The 18136-nt window shown below is 35.7% G+C and carries 18 protein-coding genes and 1 tRNA gene; 4 read left to right on the top strand and 15 right to left on the bottom strand.

Going from position 1 to position 18136, the window contains the following annotated elements:
- Positions 1-53 precede the first annotated feature (53 nt).
- Positions 54-1403 carry a hypothetical protein gene (locus tag Q0037_RS00720; protein WP_297513887.1) on the top strand — a complete coding sequence of 450 codons (1350 nt, stop codon included), beginning with the start codon at positions 54-56 and terminating at the stop codon, positions 1401-1403.
- 55 nt (positions 1404-1458) lie between these two features.
- Here Q0037_RS00720 and Q0037_RS00715 read toward each other — a convergent pair whose 3' ends face one another.
- From Q0037_RS00715 to Q0037_RS00705, 3 genes are all read right to left on the bottom strand, one after another.
- Positions 1459-1665 (bottom strand): hypothetical protein, encoded by a 207-nt coding sequence (locus tag Q0037_RS00715; RefSeq protein WP_297513884.1) that lies wholly within the window; start codon positions 1663-1665, stop codon positions 1459-1461.
- 385 nt (positions 1666-2050) lie between these two features.
- Complete coding sequence (locus Q0037_RS00710; protein ID WP_297513882.1) at positions 2051-2248, bottom strand: excisionase family DNA-binding protein; 198 nt, start codon at positions 2246-2248, stop codon at positions 2051-2053.
- Between the two features lie 1213 nt (positions 2249-3461).
- A tRNA-Arg gene (locus Q0037_RS00705) sits at positions 3462-3535 on the bottom strand.
- A gap of 183 nt (positions 3536-3718) precedes the next feature.
- On the opposite strand from Q0037_RS00705, the gene Q0037_RS00700 reads away from it, so the two are divergent.
- Positions 3719-4231 (top strand): adenine phosphoribosyltransferase, encoded by a 513-nt coding sequence (locus tag Q0037_RS00700; RefSeq protein WP_297513878.1) that lies wholly within the window; start codon positions 3719-3721, stop codon positions 4229-4231.
- Here Q0037_RS00700 and Q0037_RS00695 read toward each other — a convergent pair.
- The 4 genes from Q0037_RS00695 to Q0037_RS00680 form a co-directional block, all read right to left on the bottom strand.
- Positions 4225-4368 (bottom strand): SsrA-binding protein, encoded by a 144-nt coding sequence (locus tag Q0037_RS00695; protein WP_297513875.1) that lies wholly within the window; start codon positions 4366-4368, stop codon positions 4225-4227. The genes Q0037_RS00700 and Q0037_RS00695 overlap by 7 nt on opposite strands.
- A 53-nt stretch (positions 4369-4421) precedes the next feature.
- Complete coding sequence (locus Q0037_RS00690) at positions 4422-5330, bottom strand: hypothetical protein (protein ID WP_297513873.1); 909 nt, start codon at positions 5328-5330, stop codon at positions 4422-4424.
- An 86-nt stretch (positions 5331-5416) separates the two neighbouring features.
- Entirely contained in the window at positions 5417-7150 is a 1734-nt protein-coding gene (locus tag Q0037_RS00685; RefSeq protein ID WP_297513870.1) for a M56 family metallopeptidase, read from the bottom strand.
- Position 7151: 1 nt separating this feature from the next.
- Entirely contained in the window at positions 7152-7511 is a 360-nt protein-coding gene (locus Q0037_RS00680) for a BlaI/MecI/CopY family transcriptional regulator (protein ID WP_297513867.1), read from the bottom strand.
- A gap of 124 nt (positions 7512-7635) precedes the next feature.
- On the opposite strand from Q0037_RS00680, the gene Q0037_RS00675 reads away from it, so the two are divergent.
- Positions 7636-8178 carry a hypothetical protein gene (locus tag Q0037_RS00675; RefSeq protein ID WP_297513864.1) on the top strand — a complete coding sequence of 181 codons (543 nt, stop codon included), beginning with the start codon at positions 7636-7638 and terminating at the stop codon, positions 8176-8178.
- Between the two features lie 47 nt (positions 8179-8225).
- On the opposite strand, the gene Q0037_RS00670 is transcribed toward Q0037_RS00675, so the two are convergent.
- From Q0037_RS00670 to Q0037_RS00640, 7 genes are all read right to left on the bottom strand, one after another.
- Positions 8226-9506 (bottom strand): MFS transporter, encoded by a 1281-nt coding sequence (locus tag Q0037_RS00670; protein ID WP_297513861.1) that lies wholly within the window; start codon positions 9504-9506, stop codon positions 8226-8228.
- 277 nt (positions 9507-9783) lie between these two features.
- Positions 9784-12291: a cation-translocating P-type ATPase gene (locus Q0037_RS00665; protein WP_297513858.1), complete on the bottom strand. Its 2508-nt coding sequence runs from the start codon at positions 12289-12291 to the stop codon at positions 9784-9786.
- Between the two features lie 483 nt (positions 12292-12774).
- Entirely contained in the window at positions 12775-13182 is a 408-nt protein-coding gene (locus Q0037_RS00660) for a surface-adhesin E family protein (protein WP_297513855.1), read from the bottom strand.
- Positions 13183-13355: 173 nt separating this feature from the next.
- On the bottom strand, positions 13356-14477 hold the full coding sequence (locus tag Q0037_RS00655) for a linear amide C-N hydrolase (RefSeq protein ID WP_297513852.1): 1122 nt from the start codon (positions 14475-14477) through the stop codon (positions 13356-13358).
- A gap of 182 nt (positions 14478-14659) precedes the next feature.
- The gene (locus Q0037_RS00650) at positions 14660-15172 is read right to left on the bottom strand and encodes a hypothetical protein (protein ID WP_297513850.1); all 513 of its coding nucleotides are present in this window, start codon (positions 15170-15172) and stop codon (positions 14660-14662) included.
- Positions 15173-15278: 106 nt separating this feature from the next.
- Positions 15279-16142 carry an alpha/beta fold hydrolase gene (locus tag Q0037_RS00645; RefSeq protein ID WP_297513847.1) on the bottom strand — a complete coding sequence of 288 codons (864 nt, stop codon included), beginning with the start codon at positions 16140-16142 and terminating at the stop codon, positions 15279-15281.
- Positions 16143-16288: 146 nt separating this feature from the next.
- Positions 16289-16645, bottom strand: a complete 357-nt coding sequence (locus Q0037_RS00640; protein ID WP_297513844.1) for a hypothetical protein — start codon at positions 16643-16645, stop codon at positions 16289-16291.
- Between the two features lie 707 nt (positions 16646-17352).
- Between Q0037_RS00640 and Q0037_RS00635 the strand changes: the two genes are divergently transcribed.
- On the top strand, positions 17353-17994 hold the full coding sequence (locus tag Q0037_RS00635; RefSeq protein ID WP_297513841.1) for a TatD family hydrolase: 642 nt from the start codon (positions 17353-17355) through the stop codon (positions 17992-17994).
- Here Q0037_RS00635 and Q0037_RS00630 read toward each other — a convergent pair.
- On the bottom strand, positions 17939-18136 hold a 198-nt coding region (locus tag Q0037_RS00630; RefSeq protein ID WP_297513838.1), incomplete at its 5' end, for a hypothetical protein. The two genes, Q0037_RS00635 and Q0037_RS00630, sit on opposite strands and share 56 nt — an antisense overlap.

Below are 18136 nucleotides of genomic sequence, written 5' to 3'. Positions count from 1 at the left end.
CCAAAGGATCTTTTCAGCAACAAATACATTTTTAACCAATTCTAATTTTTTTTATGAAAAAACGTGTAAAACAAATTTTGTTTGCAGTAGGATGTATTGTAATACTCCTACTTTGTTTGTCACAATGTGATGGTTGCGCTCCCAAGAAAGGTGCAGGTGTGCCTACAAAACCCATTGCTGTTAAAGCAATTCAAGACTCGCTTTTTGATGCGATTGATATTCCCTATGAAACGATAGAAGTTGATGCTGACAAGACACAAATAATAACAACCGCTTCAGGTGAAACCTTGACCATACCTGCCGGCGCTTTTTTGAATGCAAAAGGTGAAAAAGTAACGGGTAAGGTTTCGTTAAAATTCCGAAAGTTTACAAATCCTGTAGAATATGTAGTTGCGCGAATACCGATGACATATCAGGGCAAAATTATGGAGTCGGGGGGGATGTTTGAACTCAATGCTTTGCAGCAAAATGATACCTTATTGGTAAATCCTGAGCAAAAAATTAAAATGAAATACGCGAGTTGGACTAGCTCTCAAGATTACAGAATTTTTAATCTAAACAAGTCGACAAACGCATGGGAACTCACCGGAAAAGATGAAGTAGTTTCACAAAAAAACAAGAACGACCAATCGGATAAAACGTTCATAAAATCAAAACCCCGATTGGCAAGTTCGAATGCTTTTTCTATCCAAGATGAAACCCAACGCTATCCCGAAGTCAAAGAGTATGAAAACGTATTGTTTGATCCGGTTGACAACGATTGTGGCTTAACGGAAGGAAATTTTACCGATTTTGATTTAAAAAGTAATAAAGACGGTTCCTTTACCGTAACAGGCATTCTGAAAATTGGAAATAAAGTTGTTTCCCAACAATCGTGTCGTTGCTATTTGGCATTTCAGGAAGGAATTGCGTATTCGAAAGCAATGCAAACTTACCAGCAAAAATACAAGCGGTATTTAGATAGGCATTTGCAAAATGTAAGAAGCAAAGAAGAAAAAAAAATCATATATGATACCAGGGATGAAAGTATCGGTGAAATAAATCGAATCATGGAAATTGACAATTTTGGTTATGTCAATTGTGATATATTATTTAATATACCCTCCGATTATTTTGTACCCGATTTTCAGGATTTTAATGGGAAACCTATCGAATTTTACACCTTATTTTTGGTAAATAAAAAGCGCAAGACCTATTTGTCTTGTAATGATTTAAATAAAATCACCTATTTTAGAGAACAAGGAAATGTGCTTTGGGGTGTTTCCAAACAAGGGGAGTACCTCTACTTAAAATCGGAGGAATTTAATCAAATACAACCCGGTGAAAAGCGGCAAAAAATTCGGTTACATACCAAAAAAGGTGTTAAAAATCTCGAAGAGCTTAAAGCCTTGATTTATCAATAAAACCAAAGTCATTTAGAAAGTAAAACAATAATAGGGTTTGACATTTAAATTAGTGTTAAACCCTTTTGTTATTTTTTTCTTTTTCATGGAGTAAAAAAATAACCCCAAAGACAAGGATCCCAACTCCAATCAGGAGTAAGTTGTTCCCAAACTTTGATTCTGCTATATTTACTTCATGCAGCTCGTTTTCACATAGGCTTTTTTTATATTTTTCTGCGAGAAGTTTCGTATGCAAAAGTTGTTCATGAATTCGTGATTCCATGGTTATTCAATTTTAAAAAAGTAATACCATAATTGTATTTCGGATTGTTTTCCTTCAAGAAAAACCGAGCCCAATTTGCATCCATACTTCATTTTACCTTCAATTTTCATATAGTCTAATTTTGGTAAACTATAGTTTTTAAACTTGGATTGGATAAAATCTTTAATGTAAATGCGATGAATGTTTGCATCAATAAGCGTTCGTAAAAACTTTCCAAGTTGCTTTATTTCACGTATAAACCGATCCATTTCCTTGTTTTTTCTCTTCCGATTTAAGAATCCATGCCGATTTCTACATTGATCACTACAGAACTTCCTTTTTGCCGATTTATAAGTGCTAATCTCTCTTCTGCATTCGATATTTAGACACTGTTTTATTGGTAGACTCATGCTTTTCCTCTCTTTAAAAACTTCGGTTTAATAGCATTTAAATACTCTTCGTTTAAGGTTTCGGCATAAATTAAAACTTTATTGCCCATTTTAAACGTTTCAATAAAGCCACAACGAATTTTACGGCTAATGGTTTTAACCGAACATCGTAATAATTCACTGACTTCTTTCTGGGTTACAAGCTCTCTTCTCATTGTTAATTATTTTTTTCAAAATTAAAACCAATGAATTAGAGAGCAGCCCTAAAAACTGGAGAGTATTTTGGAAATTAGTGGTTTGATTTCTCCAGTTTTTGGGTTTTGAAAGCATGCTAGCGAAGAAAATCAGAATTTCTTCGGTTAAAGGCAGTAGTAGTTACTTTTTCCGTGTTATCAACCATTAAAAACGAATAAAAATAAAAAAAGAGGTTTTTTAGCATTTTATTATGATGATTAATCAAATTGAAGCTCATTTTACTTACGTATTTATTAAAGATAGCACCCAGAAGTTTCAGAACATTATTATTCATTTTTTTTAAAAAGTTTAACCTTTTCTTGAACAATTTTTCATCGTTGGGGGCTACACACTTAAGGGCATTCAAATAATAGTTTTTTTTCTGGGAAAAAAGTGCTTGCTAGTAATTGTTCCGTCCTTTAATTCATCCATATTTTCAATAAAATCAGCAAGTTTAAAAACAAGTTTATCCAATTCGTCGGTACTGTAGTAAAGGGTTTCGAGCAAATAAATACTTCTTGTAAACAAGGCTAATTCCATTCTGGAATTGAAAAATTTCACTGTATCGTCTAAGTTCAAACGATTCATTTCTTCAAACAGCTTTTCGCAGAAAAATTCGGTATCTAATAATTTGAAAAATTGCTTCGTATCGTGGATGAACGGATTGTTAAAATTCGCTTTAAAATCATCCGTAACACTGTATGTTCACGTTCCAAAATTGTTTATATAAACGTTAAACAATAATGTTCCATCGGTTGTGTTTAAATCAATAAGTGCTTTTTGTCCTTGTTCGTGCCTATATGCAGAATTAAAAAATGAAAAATGCTCAAAGTAATTTCTACACTTTTTGAGTTGAAAAAGCTGAAATAGGGGTATTATTTTAAAGCTATCAAAATTTTTCAAAGTAGATTTTATTAGTAAAAATGCAATTATTTAGCAGTACCCTAAATTAAAAAAAAGCTGAATTTTTACAACAACTCCTTTGTATATTGTGCTTGAAATTAGTCATGGAAACAAAATGGACGCGTGTAAAAATTAAAAAACCCCTTTTTTAATTAATAAGGGGTTTGTTTGTGACCTCGAGAGGATTTTGCTGCGCAACATCCTTCAAAGCTCCGCTTTGAGAATAGTGTAATACAAAAAAAAACGCTCAAGTGAACTTGGCGTTTTTTTTTGTATTACACTATTCATTCGTGACCTCGACAGGATTCAAACCTGTAACCTTCTGAGCCGTAATCAGATGCGCTATTCAGTTGCGCCACGAGGCCGTTATTTTTTCGACATTTACCTACTGAGTCGAAATCAGATGCGTTATTCTCCCGATACTTCGGGGGCGCCACGAGGCCGTTTAAACAACTTAGCAGTACAGATTGTAAGTGCTTTATTGCGGGTGCAAATATAGGTATAAATGTGTAACTTGCAAACGTATTTTTGTAAAAATCCTTAAAAAAATGAGCTTAGAAAACTATATTCGTGATATTCAGGATTTTCCCAAACCGGGAATTGTATTTAAAGATATTACTCCTTTGCTCTTATCCACAGAAGGGCGAACCCATTGCTTACAACAATTGGTTACCGTTGTGGCTAAACATTCCATCGATAAAGTGGTTGGTGTTGAAAGTCGGGGTTTCTTTTTTGGAACTTTACTGGCCGATCGTCTTCAAGCTGGATTCGTTCCTGTTCGTAAACCCCATAAACTCCCTTTTCAAACACTTTCGGAATCGTATGCGCTCGAATATGGTAACGATGCATTAGAAATCCATACCGATGCCATTCAACCTGGTGACCGTGTACTCATTCATGATGATGTCTTGGCGACCGGTGGAACCGCAGCAGCCGTTTGCCGATTGGTGGAGCGATTGGGTGGTGAAGTAGTCTTGTGTTCGTTTTTGATGGAACTTACTTTTTTAAACGGGCGACAGCAATTAAATAATCGTCCCATTCATGCGGTTATGACTTATTGATCCAGCGCTCTACAAGTGATATAATACCGCCAAGCTAGTATCGCGAGTTGCCATTTTTTGGCCTTTGCAGGATCCAATTGTTGTTTGGTAAAACTAGGTAAAAACAAGCGGTTGCATCGCGCTAAAAATTGAAACATATTTTTTTTGACAAAAATAAAAAAAGACCCTTAAAACAAGGGTCTTTTTCGTATTAAGCTTTTTTCGGTTTGGCGGGTGTCGCTTTTTTCTCTCTTTCTAAAGCCTTTTTGGCTTTTTCCAATTCTTCACGTGCTTTCACCATTTCTTCTTTTGCCTTTTCCAACTCGGTGCGCGTTTTTTCTAAATCTTCTTCAGAAGGACGGTCCTGCGAAAATTCTCCACGCAAAGATTTCACCTTTTCTTTAAATTGCTCTAGTCCTTCAGGATTCCTGAAATCATATTCAAGGGTACTGCCTTCACCAAATCCATTGATTGACATTTTGTTGTTTTTCAAAATTTCGTCTAATTCTTCTTTGGTATAATCATCGCCACCTTCCACAACTTTTCCATCTTCAATTACAAGCGGCTTTTTTCCATTTTCTTTGATTATCATTCTCGATTTACCCGAAAAGCCTTCTCCATTGCCAAAAGTAAAGTTGAATTCCTTCATATCAGGCATCCCTTCTATAGAAAAGCCATTGCCAAACGGAGGCATATTGTTGCCGCCAAAGGAACGGCCGAAAATATCATTCATAGCAATAATGTCATCATTTTGAGCGGGTGCTCCAAAACCGATGGTGCCGTTTTGCTTGAAAAGAACGATATCTGTAATGGGTTGCTCCTGATCGTATTCCAAGGTTCCTTTGTTCCCTTTGCGGTCTTTGTAGTCTACTTTGATAGCCGTAATTTCTCCTTTGCTGTTTCGCTTTACACCAGAATATTTTACAGTTACTCCATAATCCGCCAAAGCCTTGATATCATCTTTCATTTCTTGCTCAGGCGTATTTTTTCGCCAGGTCATGACGACATTATCGTTTTGGGATTCCGTTAAATCCATTTTGTTTTGTGCACTCAATAATTGTGCAAACAAAAGCACTACCACAAGGGTAAACCAATTAAATAATTTTACAATAACTGACATAAACTTCGAGTTTTAATTTTTTTTGGTAAAACAAACTTAAAAAATCGGGCATTTCATCGCTAGACTTTGACAGATTTTTAACGCGTTCAGTCCTTTTTTAATTTGGATTTTGCTTTTTCATATTCAGCCTTTGCTTTTTCCATTTCGGCTTTCATTTTCAGCATTTCCTCTTGCATTTTTGCCAAATCTTGACGGGCTTTTTCCCATTCAGCTTGCGTGCTTTTATCTTCCGAAAGTACTTTTTTAATTTCTTCTTTGGCACGGTTTATGGCCGCATTGATCTCTTCTTCGTCTTTTATATTGTCACTGGTAACTACTTTTTTGGTGATAATTTTTATGACCCCATTTTTACCATATTCCAGAGCTTCGGGACTGTTTTTAAAAACGCTTACCGATGCAATAGTGTTTGGGTCTAACGAATTCATGTCAAAATCGACATCCATCTTTTTTCCATTGATAAAAACCAAAGGCTTGTCAGAAGCATCAATTTTTCGAATGATAATGCGCTCCCCATTTTTGGGTTGACTTGCATTGTCGGTATCGTTAATGATGATTTCGGTACCGTCCTCATTACGGATAATACGTTCCTCAATACGAATTTCTTTTCCTTGAACGTCCTCTTTATCGACTTTGGAAGCGATAATGGTTTCCGATTTGGGTGCTACAAATCCGATGTACTTATCTGACTTGATAAATACCAAAGGTTTAATCCCTGTATCTGATTTAACCGTGGTTTCTCCTTCTGCATCATCTGTTTTATATTGAACCCGAATTTGGGTGATTTCGCCTGCTGCATTGCGTTTTAGTTTGCTATACTTTAACGTAACCCCTTTAGATTTTATCCGTTCAACATCTTCTTTGATTTCGGTTTCGCTGGTGTTTTTATCCCAGCGAACTTGGTACATTTCTTCAAAATGGGTTTGTGTGGTGTAGGTAACTTTCCGCTCTTGTGCGACTGTTTTTACTTGAAAAATGAGCATAAAACCTACCAATGCTGGCAGCATGATGCCGTATTTCCATAAATTACGGCGTTGCGATTGTTTTTTTTGTAACATGAGAATTCGTTTTTTGATTAAGGATTGATTAAAAGGGTTAGTTAAAGACAGCGCTTGTTGTCCCGTGGCTACTTTGACCAATGTTTTTTGATACACAGTGGGGGATTGCAATTGTTGCATGGCTTTCTGGTCGGCCAAAAATTCTAAGTTTTGCGCTATGACTTTTTTGTAACGCCATGCCAAAGGATGAAACCAAAAGAGTCCACAATAAAGATGCGAAAGCAATACATCAATGGAATGATATTGGTTGCAGTGAATTTTTTCATGCAAAATAATACTGTTGCGCTCTTCCTCAGAGTACAATTGATTGTTGATGACGACATAGTTAAAAAAGGAAAAAGGAGTGACTTCTTGTTGCACATTTACCATACGAATCGAAGCCTCTGAAATCACCGGATGTTTTTTCAAAAACGCGAGAATCGATACCAATTGCAAGAGAATCCGTCCGATAATAACCAAAACGATTATTACATATCCTCCTATAATTAGCGTTGCCCAATCTAATGTCGCTTCAGGAGTCGGGGAGAGGGATTGCGGGGATTTTGCCATTGCCATCCATTCTTCCACCGACCATTGAGGGCGTTCCACATAGACCGTTTTTGTCCATGTCAATAAGGGTAAAACAGCCGATACAAATAAACCACTCAATAAAAACCAACGGTTACTTTCAAAAAAAGTTTCTTTACGCAACAAAAAGTAATAAACCACATAAAAACAAGTGAGTAGACCCGCTGACTTCAATCCGTAAATGAATAGTGCTTCCATACTATGATTTCTTTTCGATTAACGCTAAAATTTCCCGTAACTCGTCGGCAGAGATTTTTTCTTCTTCGGCAAAATGTGACACCAATTGCTTGTATGAATTGCCAAAATAATTCGCAATCGCCGTTTTCATGAATGTTTTTCGGTAATCTTCCAAAGCTATAATGGGGTAATATTGATGGGTATTTCCATACGCTGTATGCCCCACATAGCCTTTGTCTTCCAAATTACGAATGATAGTCGATAGTGTATTGTAGTGCGGCGTATCTTCAATAATTTCGGCTTGCACTTCTTTCACAAAAGCTTTTCTAAGCTTCCACAAAATGTGCATAATTTCTTCTTCTTTGTTGGTTAATTTCTGCATGAAACTAGTCGTTTTTTGGTACATTCAAACTTATAACTATTTTTTTAGTTAACAAACTAAATTTATAGTTATTTAACTATTTTTTTAGAAATTAGTGTCTGAGCGGAATGTGTATCTTTGCGCTATGACCTGTAAAAGCTACAACCGCCATAATTTTCACAAGCATACTTTTTGTATCTTCCAAGAAGTGGATCGGACCGTACTGGACCCATTGCAACCGCAGTATACCAGTAAATCGGGGAGTACGTATTATTTTACAGAAGAAGGCGTCTATCGTTTATCCAATCATTGGGGAAGGGCCGCCAATTGTAAATGGCGCTTAGCTACTATATCTTCCCAGCGCTATTCGGGAAAGGTTGTCGGGTATGCGGCTTGGACTTCTTTTTTTCCAGATAATGACCACGAACTTTTGTATGCTATTGCAATTGATTTTGAAACACTCACCGCGCAATATGTGCATAAAGCCAGTCAGGATTTTCCGGTAACGACCGTATTTCGTACCGCTTCTGAAACCTTAAAACGCTTAAAAGTACTCCGCCAACACCTTACCGAAGACCAGTGGTTACGTTATTATAACGGCGATCCAACCCTCGTGCGCCAACAAATTCTAAGCGAATGGAATTCCAGCACCCTGTCTCTTGAAGTGATAAAAAGAAAGTATTTATAAGGAAAACAGACTCTAATTCAAAATTTATAATTTTAAATTCATAATTCCTATATCTCCCGTTCGCCTCCCTCTGCAGGGTGCTCAAACGTAGTGGGACCAATAGGATGTTTCGTTTTCTCTTGTTGCACCATACGGTATACCCAGTAACCCGAAGCGGTACCTACCAACCCGAGAAGTCCCATGACCCACCAATTGGTAGCGTATCCATACCGATCCACTACGTTCATTCCGATTTTGGCACTCAAAATATGAGCGGCGGAATAACTCATCGTAAAAATGGCCATGTATCGGCCTTCATGTCCTTTGGGGGCGCGACTCAAAGCGAACGTATTTGAAAAGGGAAAAGCAAACATTTCGGCAAACGTCATAAACAACATCATCACGATGAGAATGCCAGCCCATTGGTGTATGAGAAGCAAAAACAAACTGATGCTCATAAAAAAACAACCCCAAGTAACAATCTTGACTTTATCGATTTTTTTTCGTTCCACGGCACTTACGATCGGCATTTCTAGGAAGAAAACCAAAACCCCGTTGAGGGTAAGAAGCAAACCCGTTTGGAGTTCACTCAATCCAAATTGGATCCGATGGTAGAGCGGAATAGTCGTGAAAAGTTGGAAAAATAAAATCCCTGTAATGACACAGCAAAAAAGAAAAAGCCAGAAAGGACCGTCTGAGAATACTGATTTTCGTTGCGCTTCCAGGGTCGCTTTTGCTTCAGGATCGATTGAGGGGCGTTTCTTTTCTTTGACTTTAACAACAAAAATGAGAATGGCAATAATACACGTAGCGCCATCAACCCAAAACAATCCTTTGTACCCCATTCCCATGATGATTAAACCTCCCAATGCGGGTCCTGCGGCAAAACCCAAATTGATAGCCAAACGAACTAGGGTTAATGCACGCGTTCGATTTTCGGGTTTGGCATAGGTTCCAATAGAAACAAACATAGCAGGGCGGAACATGTCGGCGATGACCATAATGGTAAAAATGGCGATGCAGAGGCCTTCAAAACTTTCGATATATTGCAAACCGAAGAACGCCACTCCACTGGTAAACAAACTGAACACCATGATTTTATAAAACCCTATTTTATCCGATAGTTTTCCTCCTAGCCACGAACCCAGCATAGAGCCCAAACCAAAGAAGAACAAGATCCAACCGACTTCACGGTAATCAAAGTGCAAATCTTCTTTTAGGTATTTGGATAAAAAGGGGAGTACCATCGTGCCCGCTCGATTGATAAACGTAATCAAGGTAAGGATCCAAATTTCGCGGGAAAATCCTTTGAAATTAGCAATATATCGGCGTAGGGCGGCTCGTAACATGCCACAAAAATAGCGATTATCTTTGGCTTATGACTTTCGCTTTTCTCAAATTTTAAAGCCTTGAAATACGGGAATTGTCTAGCGCAACTACTTTTAAATAAATCTAAATCGCACAAGGATACAGAAATTATTAGTGCTATTTTAATCGGCTTGACTTTTTTTAGGTTGGATAATTACTAACGTTTTGCAGATTTCCATAGACGGGATTTTTACCATGTTACTTTATACCGAGCTCAAAACCCATCCTATTGTAAATGTGAAATTACCCGTTGTCTTTTCAGTCGGCATTTACTTTTGTCCTTTTTATCTGTTTTGCAATTTCAAACCAAATTACGGCAAAAAAACCTATGGCAAAACAAATAAATAATTGCCCTAAATTCAATGTCTCAAATTCAAAAAAAGCGGTCAATGGTTTTACATAAAGAATAAGTCCTAAAATAGCAATGGTTATTAAAATGATCAACAAAACCATGTTGTTCTTATACCTCAAAGTGGTGAATATTGAGTAATAAAATGACCGGTTTATTAAAGTCAGAAAAATATTTGCGGTCAATAAAACTGTAAATGTCATTGTTCTTGTCAGTGCTTCATTGTATCCATTCATAACCGAATATTGGTAAACAAGCAAAGTTCCAACTGTTATTACTAATCCTTGAATAATACTTATTGATAGTTCTTTCCAATTAAAAAAAGTAGTTTTTAATGCTTTCGGTTTCATTGACATCGTATTTTTTTCCATCGGTTCATTTTCATAAATAATAGAACAGGTTGGCCCCATTATTATTTCTAAAAAAATGATGTGAATGGGCGAAAAAATGTAAGGAAATACCCAGCCTAAAGCCAAAGGGATAAATACTGTTAAGATGATTGGGATATGAATGGATATGATATATTGAATCGCTTTTTTGAGGTTAGTATATATTTTTCTGCCCATTGCTATGGCATCCACCATTTTTGATAAATCATCGTCAATTAAAATAAGTGATGCTGCTTGTTTTGCTATATCCGTTCCCTTTTTTTTTTTTTTTATGCCTATGTGAGCAGCTTTCAAAGCGGGTCCATCATTCACACCATCCCCAGTCATTGCTACAATTTGATTGTTGGATTTTAAGGCGTTGATAACTTTTAATTTAGCTTCGGGAAACATTCGGGTAAAAATTGTGGTATCCATTACACAGGTTTGCAAGGCAGCTGCATCTAATTTCATCAGCTCATCACCTGTAATTATTTTTTCGTAATCTTTAAACCCAATTTGTTTAGCAATTGCTGCGGTAGTTGCGGCATTATCGCCCGTTATTATTTTTACATTAATACCTGCGGTATAAAAATCTTCTAAAACTTTTTGAATGTTCTTTTTTGGTGGATCGTAAAAGGCAACAATACCTTTAAATTCATAACATAAGTCTTGTTGTTTTGGTGGATAAATGTCACCTTTAGAATTTGACATGCCAACCCCCAATATTCTGAAACCTTCATTTGCCAAAAGTTGAATAGCTTCATTTATTTGTTGCTTTTCGGGTTCTGTTAACATTGATACATTCATCAATGCTTCGGGCGCACCTTTGGCAGCGATGATTTTGTTGCCTTTCTTGTCTTCAAAAACATGCGTCATCATTGGCGGTTTGCCATCTAATGGGTACTCATGAACAAGCTTATAGTTTGGTCTATCGTCATTTTGAATAACTTCTTTATATGTTTGATGTAATGCTACCTCCATTGGGTCGAACGGGATAGGTTCACTTGCCCACATTGCCATGGAAATCAATTGTTTTTCATCCTCGGTTACGGTATCATTTGGGTCAGAGATTTTATTTGATGATAACAAAAACAATTTTGCCAAACTCATTTTATTTTCCGTAATCGTTCCTGTTTTGTCCGTACAAATAACAGTTGCACTCCCTAAAGTTTCAACCGTTTTCATTTGCTTTACTACAACGCCCATTTTCATTAAACGCCAAGCGCCCAATGCCATAAATGTGGTAAAAGCTACTGGAATTTCTTCGGGTAAAATACTCATGGCTAAAGTGAGTGACTGCAACAAGCTATTCAATAGATTTTGTGAATGCCAATAATTAAATGTCCAAACAATTACAAAAACTAACCCACCGGCAATCGCCATCTTTTTTACAAAGTTTGCAATTTGTATTTCCAACGGTGTTTTCTCTTCCAAGATACTTTCTAAACTTGTACCGATTTTACCTAATTTAGTTTCGTTACCAATGGCGACTATTGTTGCAATAGCTAAACCACTGGCCACAGTTGTGCCGCTGTAAATAAAATTATCCTTTTTTGTCTTATCCTTAAAAACAGCAAGCGATTCACCTGTGAGTATGGATTCGTTCACTGAAAAATCATTAGAATGGATAATACTGCCATCAGCTGTAATAGAGGTGCCTTCTTCCACCATTAGGTTGTCACCAACTACCAAATCTTCGCTTTTTATTTCTTCTATTTTACCATTTCGGATGACTTTGCAATACGGTTGTGAAAAGTCTTTCAGCTTTTCTAGAGCATTCTTACTCCTAGAGTATTGATATAATGAAATTGATGCTTGAAATATAATGGCAGCGGTCAGGAAAATTCCGTCACCCGTTTTACCGCTGCTAAAGTAAATGAAAGACGCCACCAATAATAAAATCATCATAGGGTCTTGGGTAATGCGTTTTACGGTATCAAAGAAGCTGTTTTCTTTTTTGTAGTCTAATTTGTTTTTTCCAAATTTCTCCCTGGCAAGAATTACCTGCTCATTAGTTAGACCTAGTATGTCGAAATTATTTGCAGGCATTTTAAAAGATGGTCTTGATTTATATGAGAATTTGTTAGGGCAGCTTCTAATGTGCCGCTGTCATGAGTCTTACCTACACCAAGTATATTGATGTTTTTGGCATTTTTTTGGGAATGGCTTTTGACAGCTTATTCGCTAATGTTTTTTGTTTGTATAAACATCAAATTTAATCTTTAATGACTAGAACAACAGTCTTTTTTTAAATTGTTGTTTATAAGTATACAATAAGTGACTGTAGTGTATTACGAATTAAAATTCAATTATTTTTTCGCTCCAAGATCTTGGTTCTCCATTCTTATTTATCCACGTTCCCAACATGGTATTATTGGTATCATTAATTTTACAGGAACGCATAAAATAACCGTATGAAAATGATATTATTACATTACCCTTCAAACATCTAAATATTGTTGAAGTAATATTTTTTTCTCGATTTATTTTTCAAGAAATCGAAAATAGTAGTAGTAGAATAAATATGGTTATTTAGAACAATTCACATACTTTGTCTAATAACATTTCTCCTATTGAATCAGGAATTACATCCCACCACTCGGTTTCATATGATTGAAGAGTTACTGAATGTACGGGCGTTCCCTTTGAGTTGTAATAAACATAACTTAGTAATTTAACTTGCCGTCCACTGCAATCATATTCGTGTAAGTCAATGCTATATCCGTTAAGTAACGTGTAAGTTTTGCCATTTTTTTTGTATTGAAAACTTTTTCCAACCGTTTTAGACCAAACTTTTTTGTAACCAGTTTCACTAGTGTTATTATTCCTTAAATAATATTTATTACCGTTTGTAGCACTACCAACATATATCCAATTTTGAGAAAATGCAATACCGTTAAAAAGGAAAAATATTAAGATAAAAATTGATTTGCGTTTCATATAGTTGTATACTTTGTTGTTGAATAGTAATTGCCATCAACGTTTTCTTGCTAGAGCTTGTGGTGGCTTATGGAAAGCTTTCTTTCAATTACCGCTCATGCGAACTTATGAAAAATAAACGAACAATTTACCGAAAATCCAGCCATAAGTTTTCACAAGTGTTGGCAATAGTTTTATTTCTTTTTACGATTCACTTTTGGTGTAACATCTTTGATAGTGTTTATTTTCGATTGATCATCATCAATAATTTGCTCGTTTACTGTAGCAAAATCAATTGCTTTTAGGTCAATTTTTCTAATTTGTCTATTCCACATAGTATGGTAGTAGTATACTTTGTTTTTTAAATCAGATGCAGAAGTTACTTGGGTTGCGCTAACTATATCAGTTGGTAGATGTTCTTTTGGTACTTGAGCACCTAGTGGAATGTTAAAATTATCCAGTATTCTGAACGACTCGAAAACTGCATCTAATGAAGTTTCCAAAGGGCGACAAGAAGCGGTGAAGGCGGCTGCTCTGACAAATCTTGACGGCGGCGTAAAATCTCCAGGTAATCCTATCAATCCAGAACCTCCGCCCAATGGTTTTAAATTATAACCCTCAAAATTCATGGGACTATTAGGGTTTGTAGATAAATTAAGATAATTTCTTTGATTAATTAAATGCCAGTCATAAGTTGGTGAATTCGTTATTACGCCAATATATGGATCATATACTTTTACTTCGCCTTTGTTTACTATTTCAATGATTTTACTATTACCGCTTGGGTCAACAATTTTGAAATGAAAAGGAAGAGCTGCTCCGCCAAATTCTTTATTGTCAACATTTACGACTATAACATTTTTTAGGTTAGCTACGATTTCGTCTACTGTTTTAAACGATGACAGCATCCATTGCATCAAGTCACCCACACTCATTGAATTTTCGGATTTTGCGCTATCGTAAATTGCGTACTCAGCATAATCAGGCAGATAATATACTCCAACATATAGGCCTTGTTCATTCATGCCATCTGGCCCATAAGGTTGCCCATAAGCTGTAAGTGTTACAAAACCATATTTTCCTTCCCATTTTTTTCCGTTATAACCTTGAGGTGTTTGTCCAATAAATTTTTTATTACGTGGAACTATTAAGATTTTGTTGTGCTGTGCATCGTTAAGCGCCCATTCAACTGTTCTTGCAACAACAAATCCTCCATCGTTGGACTTTAAAGTAATTCCTGTACACGGAGAAACACTAGTACTAAACATAAGAAATGCTAAAGTGAAAGCGCTAACTTTTTTAAGTTTATTTTTCATTTTGGTTTATTTTCAATTTTATATTACTTACTGTTATGATTTCTAAAAAAAATACCGCCAATGTTCCGCTGCTAGCCGACTGTGGCGATGCCAGCGAACGGCTTATTTTCAACTAAGATAAAATATTTTCGTGAAGAAAGAAGTTCAATTCAAGAAAAACCAGCAATAGCGGGAAACGGCTGTTAGCTGCAGTTTTTTCTATTTCTAATTGGAAACTTATTGTAGATTGTTTCTCTTTCAAGGATTTTGTTTTTTAAATCAGAGATATTATTTTCAATTATTTTAATACTTCTAGATTTTTTATTACTTAATAATTCCCAAAACATTAGAGGCTTGTCTAACAAATGATAAACTTCATTTTCTGTTTTGATTTCAATGATATTTAAACTCCATCTATAATGTGATATATGAATTGGTTTTATTGAAATAATGTCTTCGCTATTAATGAAAAGTTTATCAATATAAAGGTTTTTATTATTAATTATTGACTTAGAAAGTTTTAGATTTCTTTTTATTTTAATAATATCCACAAGAATTAATATAATCAATATTGTACTCATAAATAAAGACATCATAATTATTGTTTCAATTGATTTTATTCCACCGCAAACAATTAATATAAATACAGTTACAAATACAAAGAGTAATAAATTTCCATATAAAATTCTTTCAAAAATCGTCCCGTTTATTCTCATTTTTTTTAAATTGCTGCCAACGTTCCCACGCTAGGCGAAGGTGATGACTTTTTTTACCACAAATGTATCTGCGGAGCACTGAACCGCCACTATTGCCAAACCCGTGTTAGGCATAGTTTATCTTTTCAATATCTGTTTTTAAGTTTTTCCAAAGTGTATCTTTGAATTGTCTTGAAAAAAAACCAGTATGCCCAATTTTTTTCACGCCAAGTTGTTCAGGTCTTATTTTTTCAATTTCAATTTTTGCGGCATTGTAGTATTTCAATATTTTATTACAGGTTATTTCATTTGCAATTGGGTCGTCTGTAATTTGAATTGACTTTAGTGGAATTGTCAATTTGTCAAAGAATAACCTTGTATTCGATTTTTGGAAATGGTCGTCAAAGTAATTTGGATTGATGCACCAATTTCGCCATTGTATTGCGACTCCTTTTGGTAAATTTTCGCCTTGACGAATTTTTTTTGCATTTGCGTAGCCATAAATAAATGTAGTAAGCGGAATAAATAAAAACCATAAAGGTGGCATAAGCAATTTATAAGGGCTGCTCATGTCCTTCCAGTAGCCTGTAGAAGAAGCAATTAATATAAGTTTGTCAATCTTATGATAATTGTCCATAAGTCCAACAAGCTGTCCCCCAATACTATGACCAATAATGATTTTTTTTTCGTTAGGAAATTCATTAATTATCCAATCAAATATGCTTGTCATATCTAAAATACCCCAATCTTCAATTTTTGCTTCAAATCCCTTTAAACTTTTAGGTTTTGAATTACCTATTCCACGATAGTCGTAGGTTACAGTAACATATCCAGATTGTGTAAGATAAATTGCTAGATTAGAATATACTTTTTGAGGAATACCTGTTCCAGAATTCATTTGGACAACTCCTTTTATTTCAGTTAATGGTCTTCGGATAGTTGCCGAAAGTTTTAAACCGTCTCTCGTTTCAATGATGATATTTTGTTGCATAAGATGTTTCTATAAATTACGCCTAACAGTTTTTAGCTTGGCGAAGTGGCGGATTTAAAGGCACTTACTTTCAATTTAGCACTATGCCCGCCATTTTGCCAAACCGATGTTAGCGGTTCGGCTTTCTTACAAGCATATTATCAAAATTATTTTAATTTTTTATAATTAATAATCGCATTTGCATCACCAATAATTTTTGCGGTCATATTATATTCATCAATCAAGGCAAATGACATGGTAACAACCCAGTTATTTTCTTTAAAACGAGTTCTTACAATTAATCTATTATATTCATATTTCACACTAAGAATCTCTAACCCTTGACCTCCATTTCTATCCCATGAAACATATTGAAAGTTGTCATTTTTATCAATCCAAATCACGCATTCAGTTGAAGTACCATCAGAGGTCCAATGGCCAATAAAATCTTTCTTTGTAATTTGAGTATACGAAGATGTAAATGATAAGAATGCTATTAATGTAATAAATACTGATTTTTTCATTTTATAATTTGGTTAATTCACAAAAGTATTTTCTTTATGCTAACTGCTAACTCGTTTATATCCCTGAAAATTTCATCCTTAATCGAACCAATTAGATGTATAGGTATATACTAATAGGGTTAAAAGTATTGTTTTTTTATCAATCCTCAAAAAACACTTCATGCCCGCTTCACTCTTGTGTAGAAAACCGTAATCTATGTATACCAAAATTCCAAAAATTGGCCTTAAAAAAATCTTCTCCTACGATGCTCCAGCGTTGCTTCTAAGATACGTCGTAGATAGTTCATGAGGAGTCCATGAAAAAAAGTGCAAAAAGCAATAGCCTAAAAGTGTAAATAATTGTCCAAAAACATTGAAAATGAATTATAAAATCGTTAACAAAATGATACTATATTGAGCAATTAAAAATAGCAAGAGAAATATGTGAGTAATGGACAATTACCCCTAAAATAGGGTTCCAATACCCCATAATTTAAAATAATAAAATCTAAAAATCCATTTCCCGTTAGAGCTAGAGAGTAATTGTCTCATTTTCGCTCCAAAAGCAAACAAAAACGCATTTAAACACCACTTTAAGTCGGTAAAAACTTCTTATCTCCTTCGAATTCGTATTTCAAAAACTGAAAATCTTTACGTACTTTCGTCGGTGATTTTAAAGGCCACGACCTTGCATAACAGGGGGCTACTTGATCGTTAACGCTTGTTTCATGTTCAATCTTCACACCCATCGCTATACAAACTCGCCCGAAGTTGTCGAACTCGTCAATGAATATCCTTGGGCTTTTGAGGGAAAATCATCCATCTATTCCATTGGGATTCATCCGTGGTATATAGATGCACAACAATGGCCTCAACATTTGGATGTTGTTGAAAATCACCTTACACAAAAGGGCTGTTGGGCCATAGGGGAGTGCGGTTTGGATAACCGTATTGAGGTGCCCTTTGACCTGCAATGCGAAGTCTTTAAAGCCCACCTTTTATTGGCAGAACACCATCAAAAGCCGGTTGTGCTTCACCTGGTTGGGGCGTTTCAAGAACTACTTTCAATAAAAAAACAACTAAATGTTTCCGTTCCTTTAATTGTACATGGATTTTCCAAAAACGCCCAATTGGCCCAAGAGCTCGTGCGGCATGGATTGTACCTTTCGTTTGGGAAATACTTGTTGCGAAATCCTGACCTTCGCGAGGCGTTTCTAACGGTCCCCGAAGACCGTGTTTTTTTAGAGACCGATACACTAGATGAATCCATCGCCGCGGTATATGCCCAGGCCGCCCTTTATCGTAATGTGGAAGTCAAAGAGCTCCAACAACAAATCCAACGAAATGTAACGCAGGTGTTTGGAAAATAGAAGCAAGACCGCTGCGCTGCATGAGGCAAGACCGTTGCGCTGCAAGAAGCAAGACAGCTGCGCTGCATGAGTCTTTTCTCTTTCTTCTTTCTTCTTTCTTCTTTCTTCTTTCTTCTTTCTTCTTTCTTCTTTCTTCTCCTAC

It is taken from the genome of Flavobacterium sp., assembly GCF_027482425.1.
Taxonomy (GTDB): domain Bacteria; phylum Bacteroidota; class Bacteroidia; order Flavobacteriales; family Flavobacteriaceae; genus Flavobacterium.
This window is presented reverse-complemented; position numbering and strand designations above follow the sequence as displayed.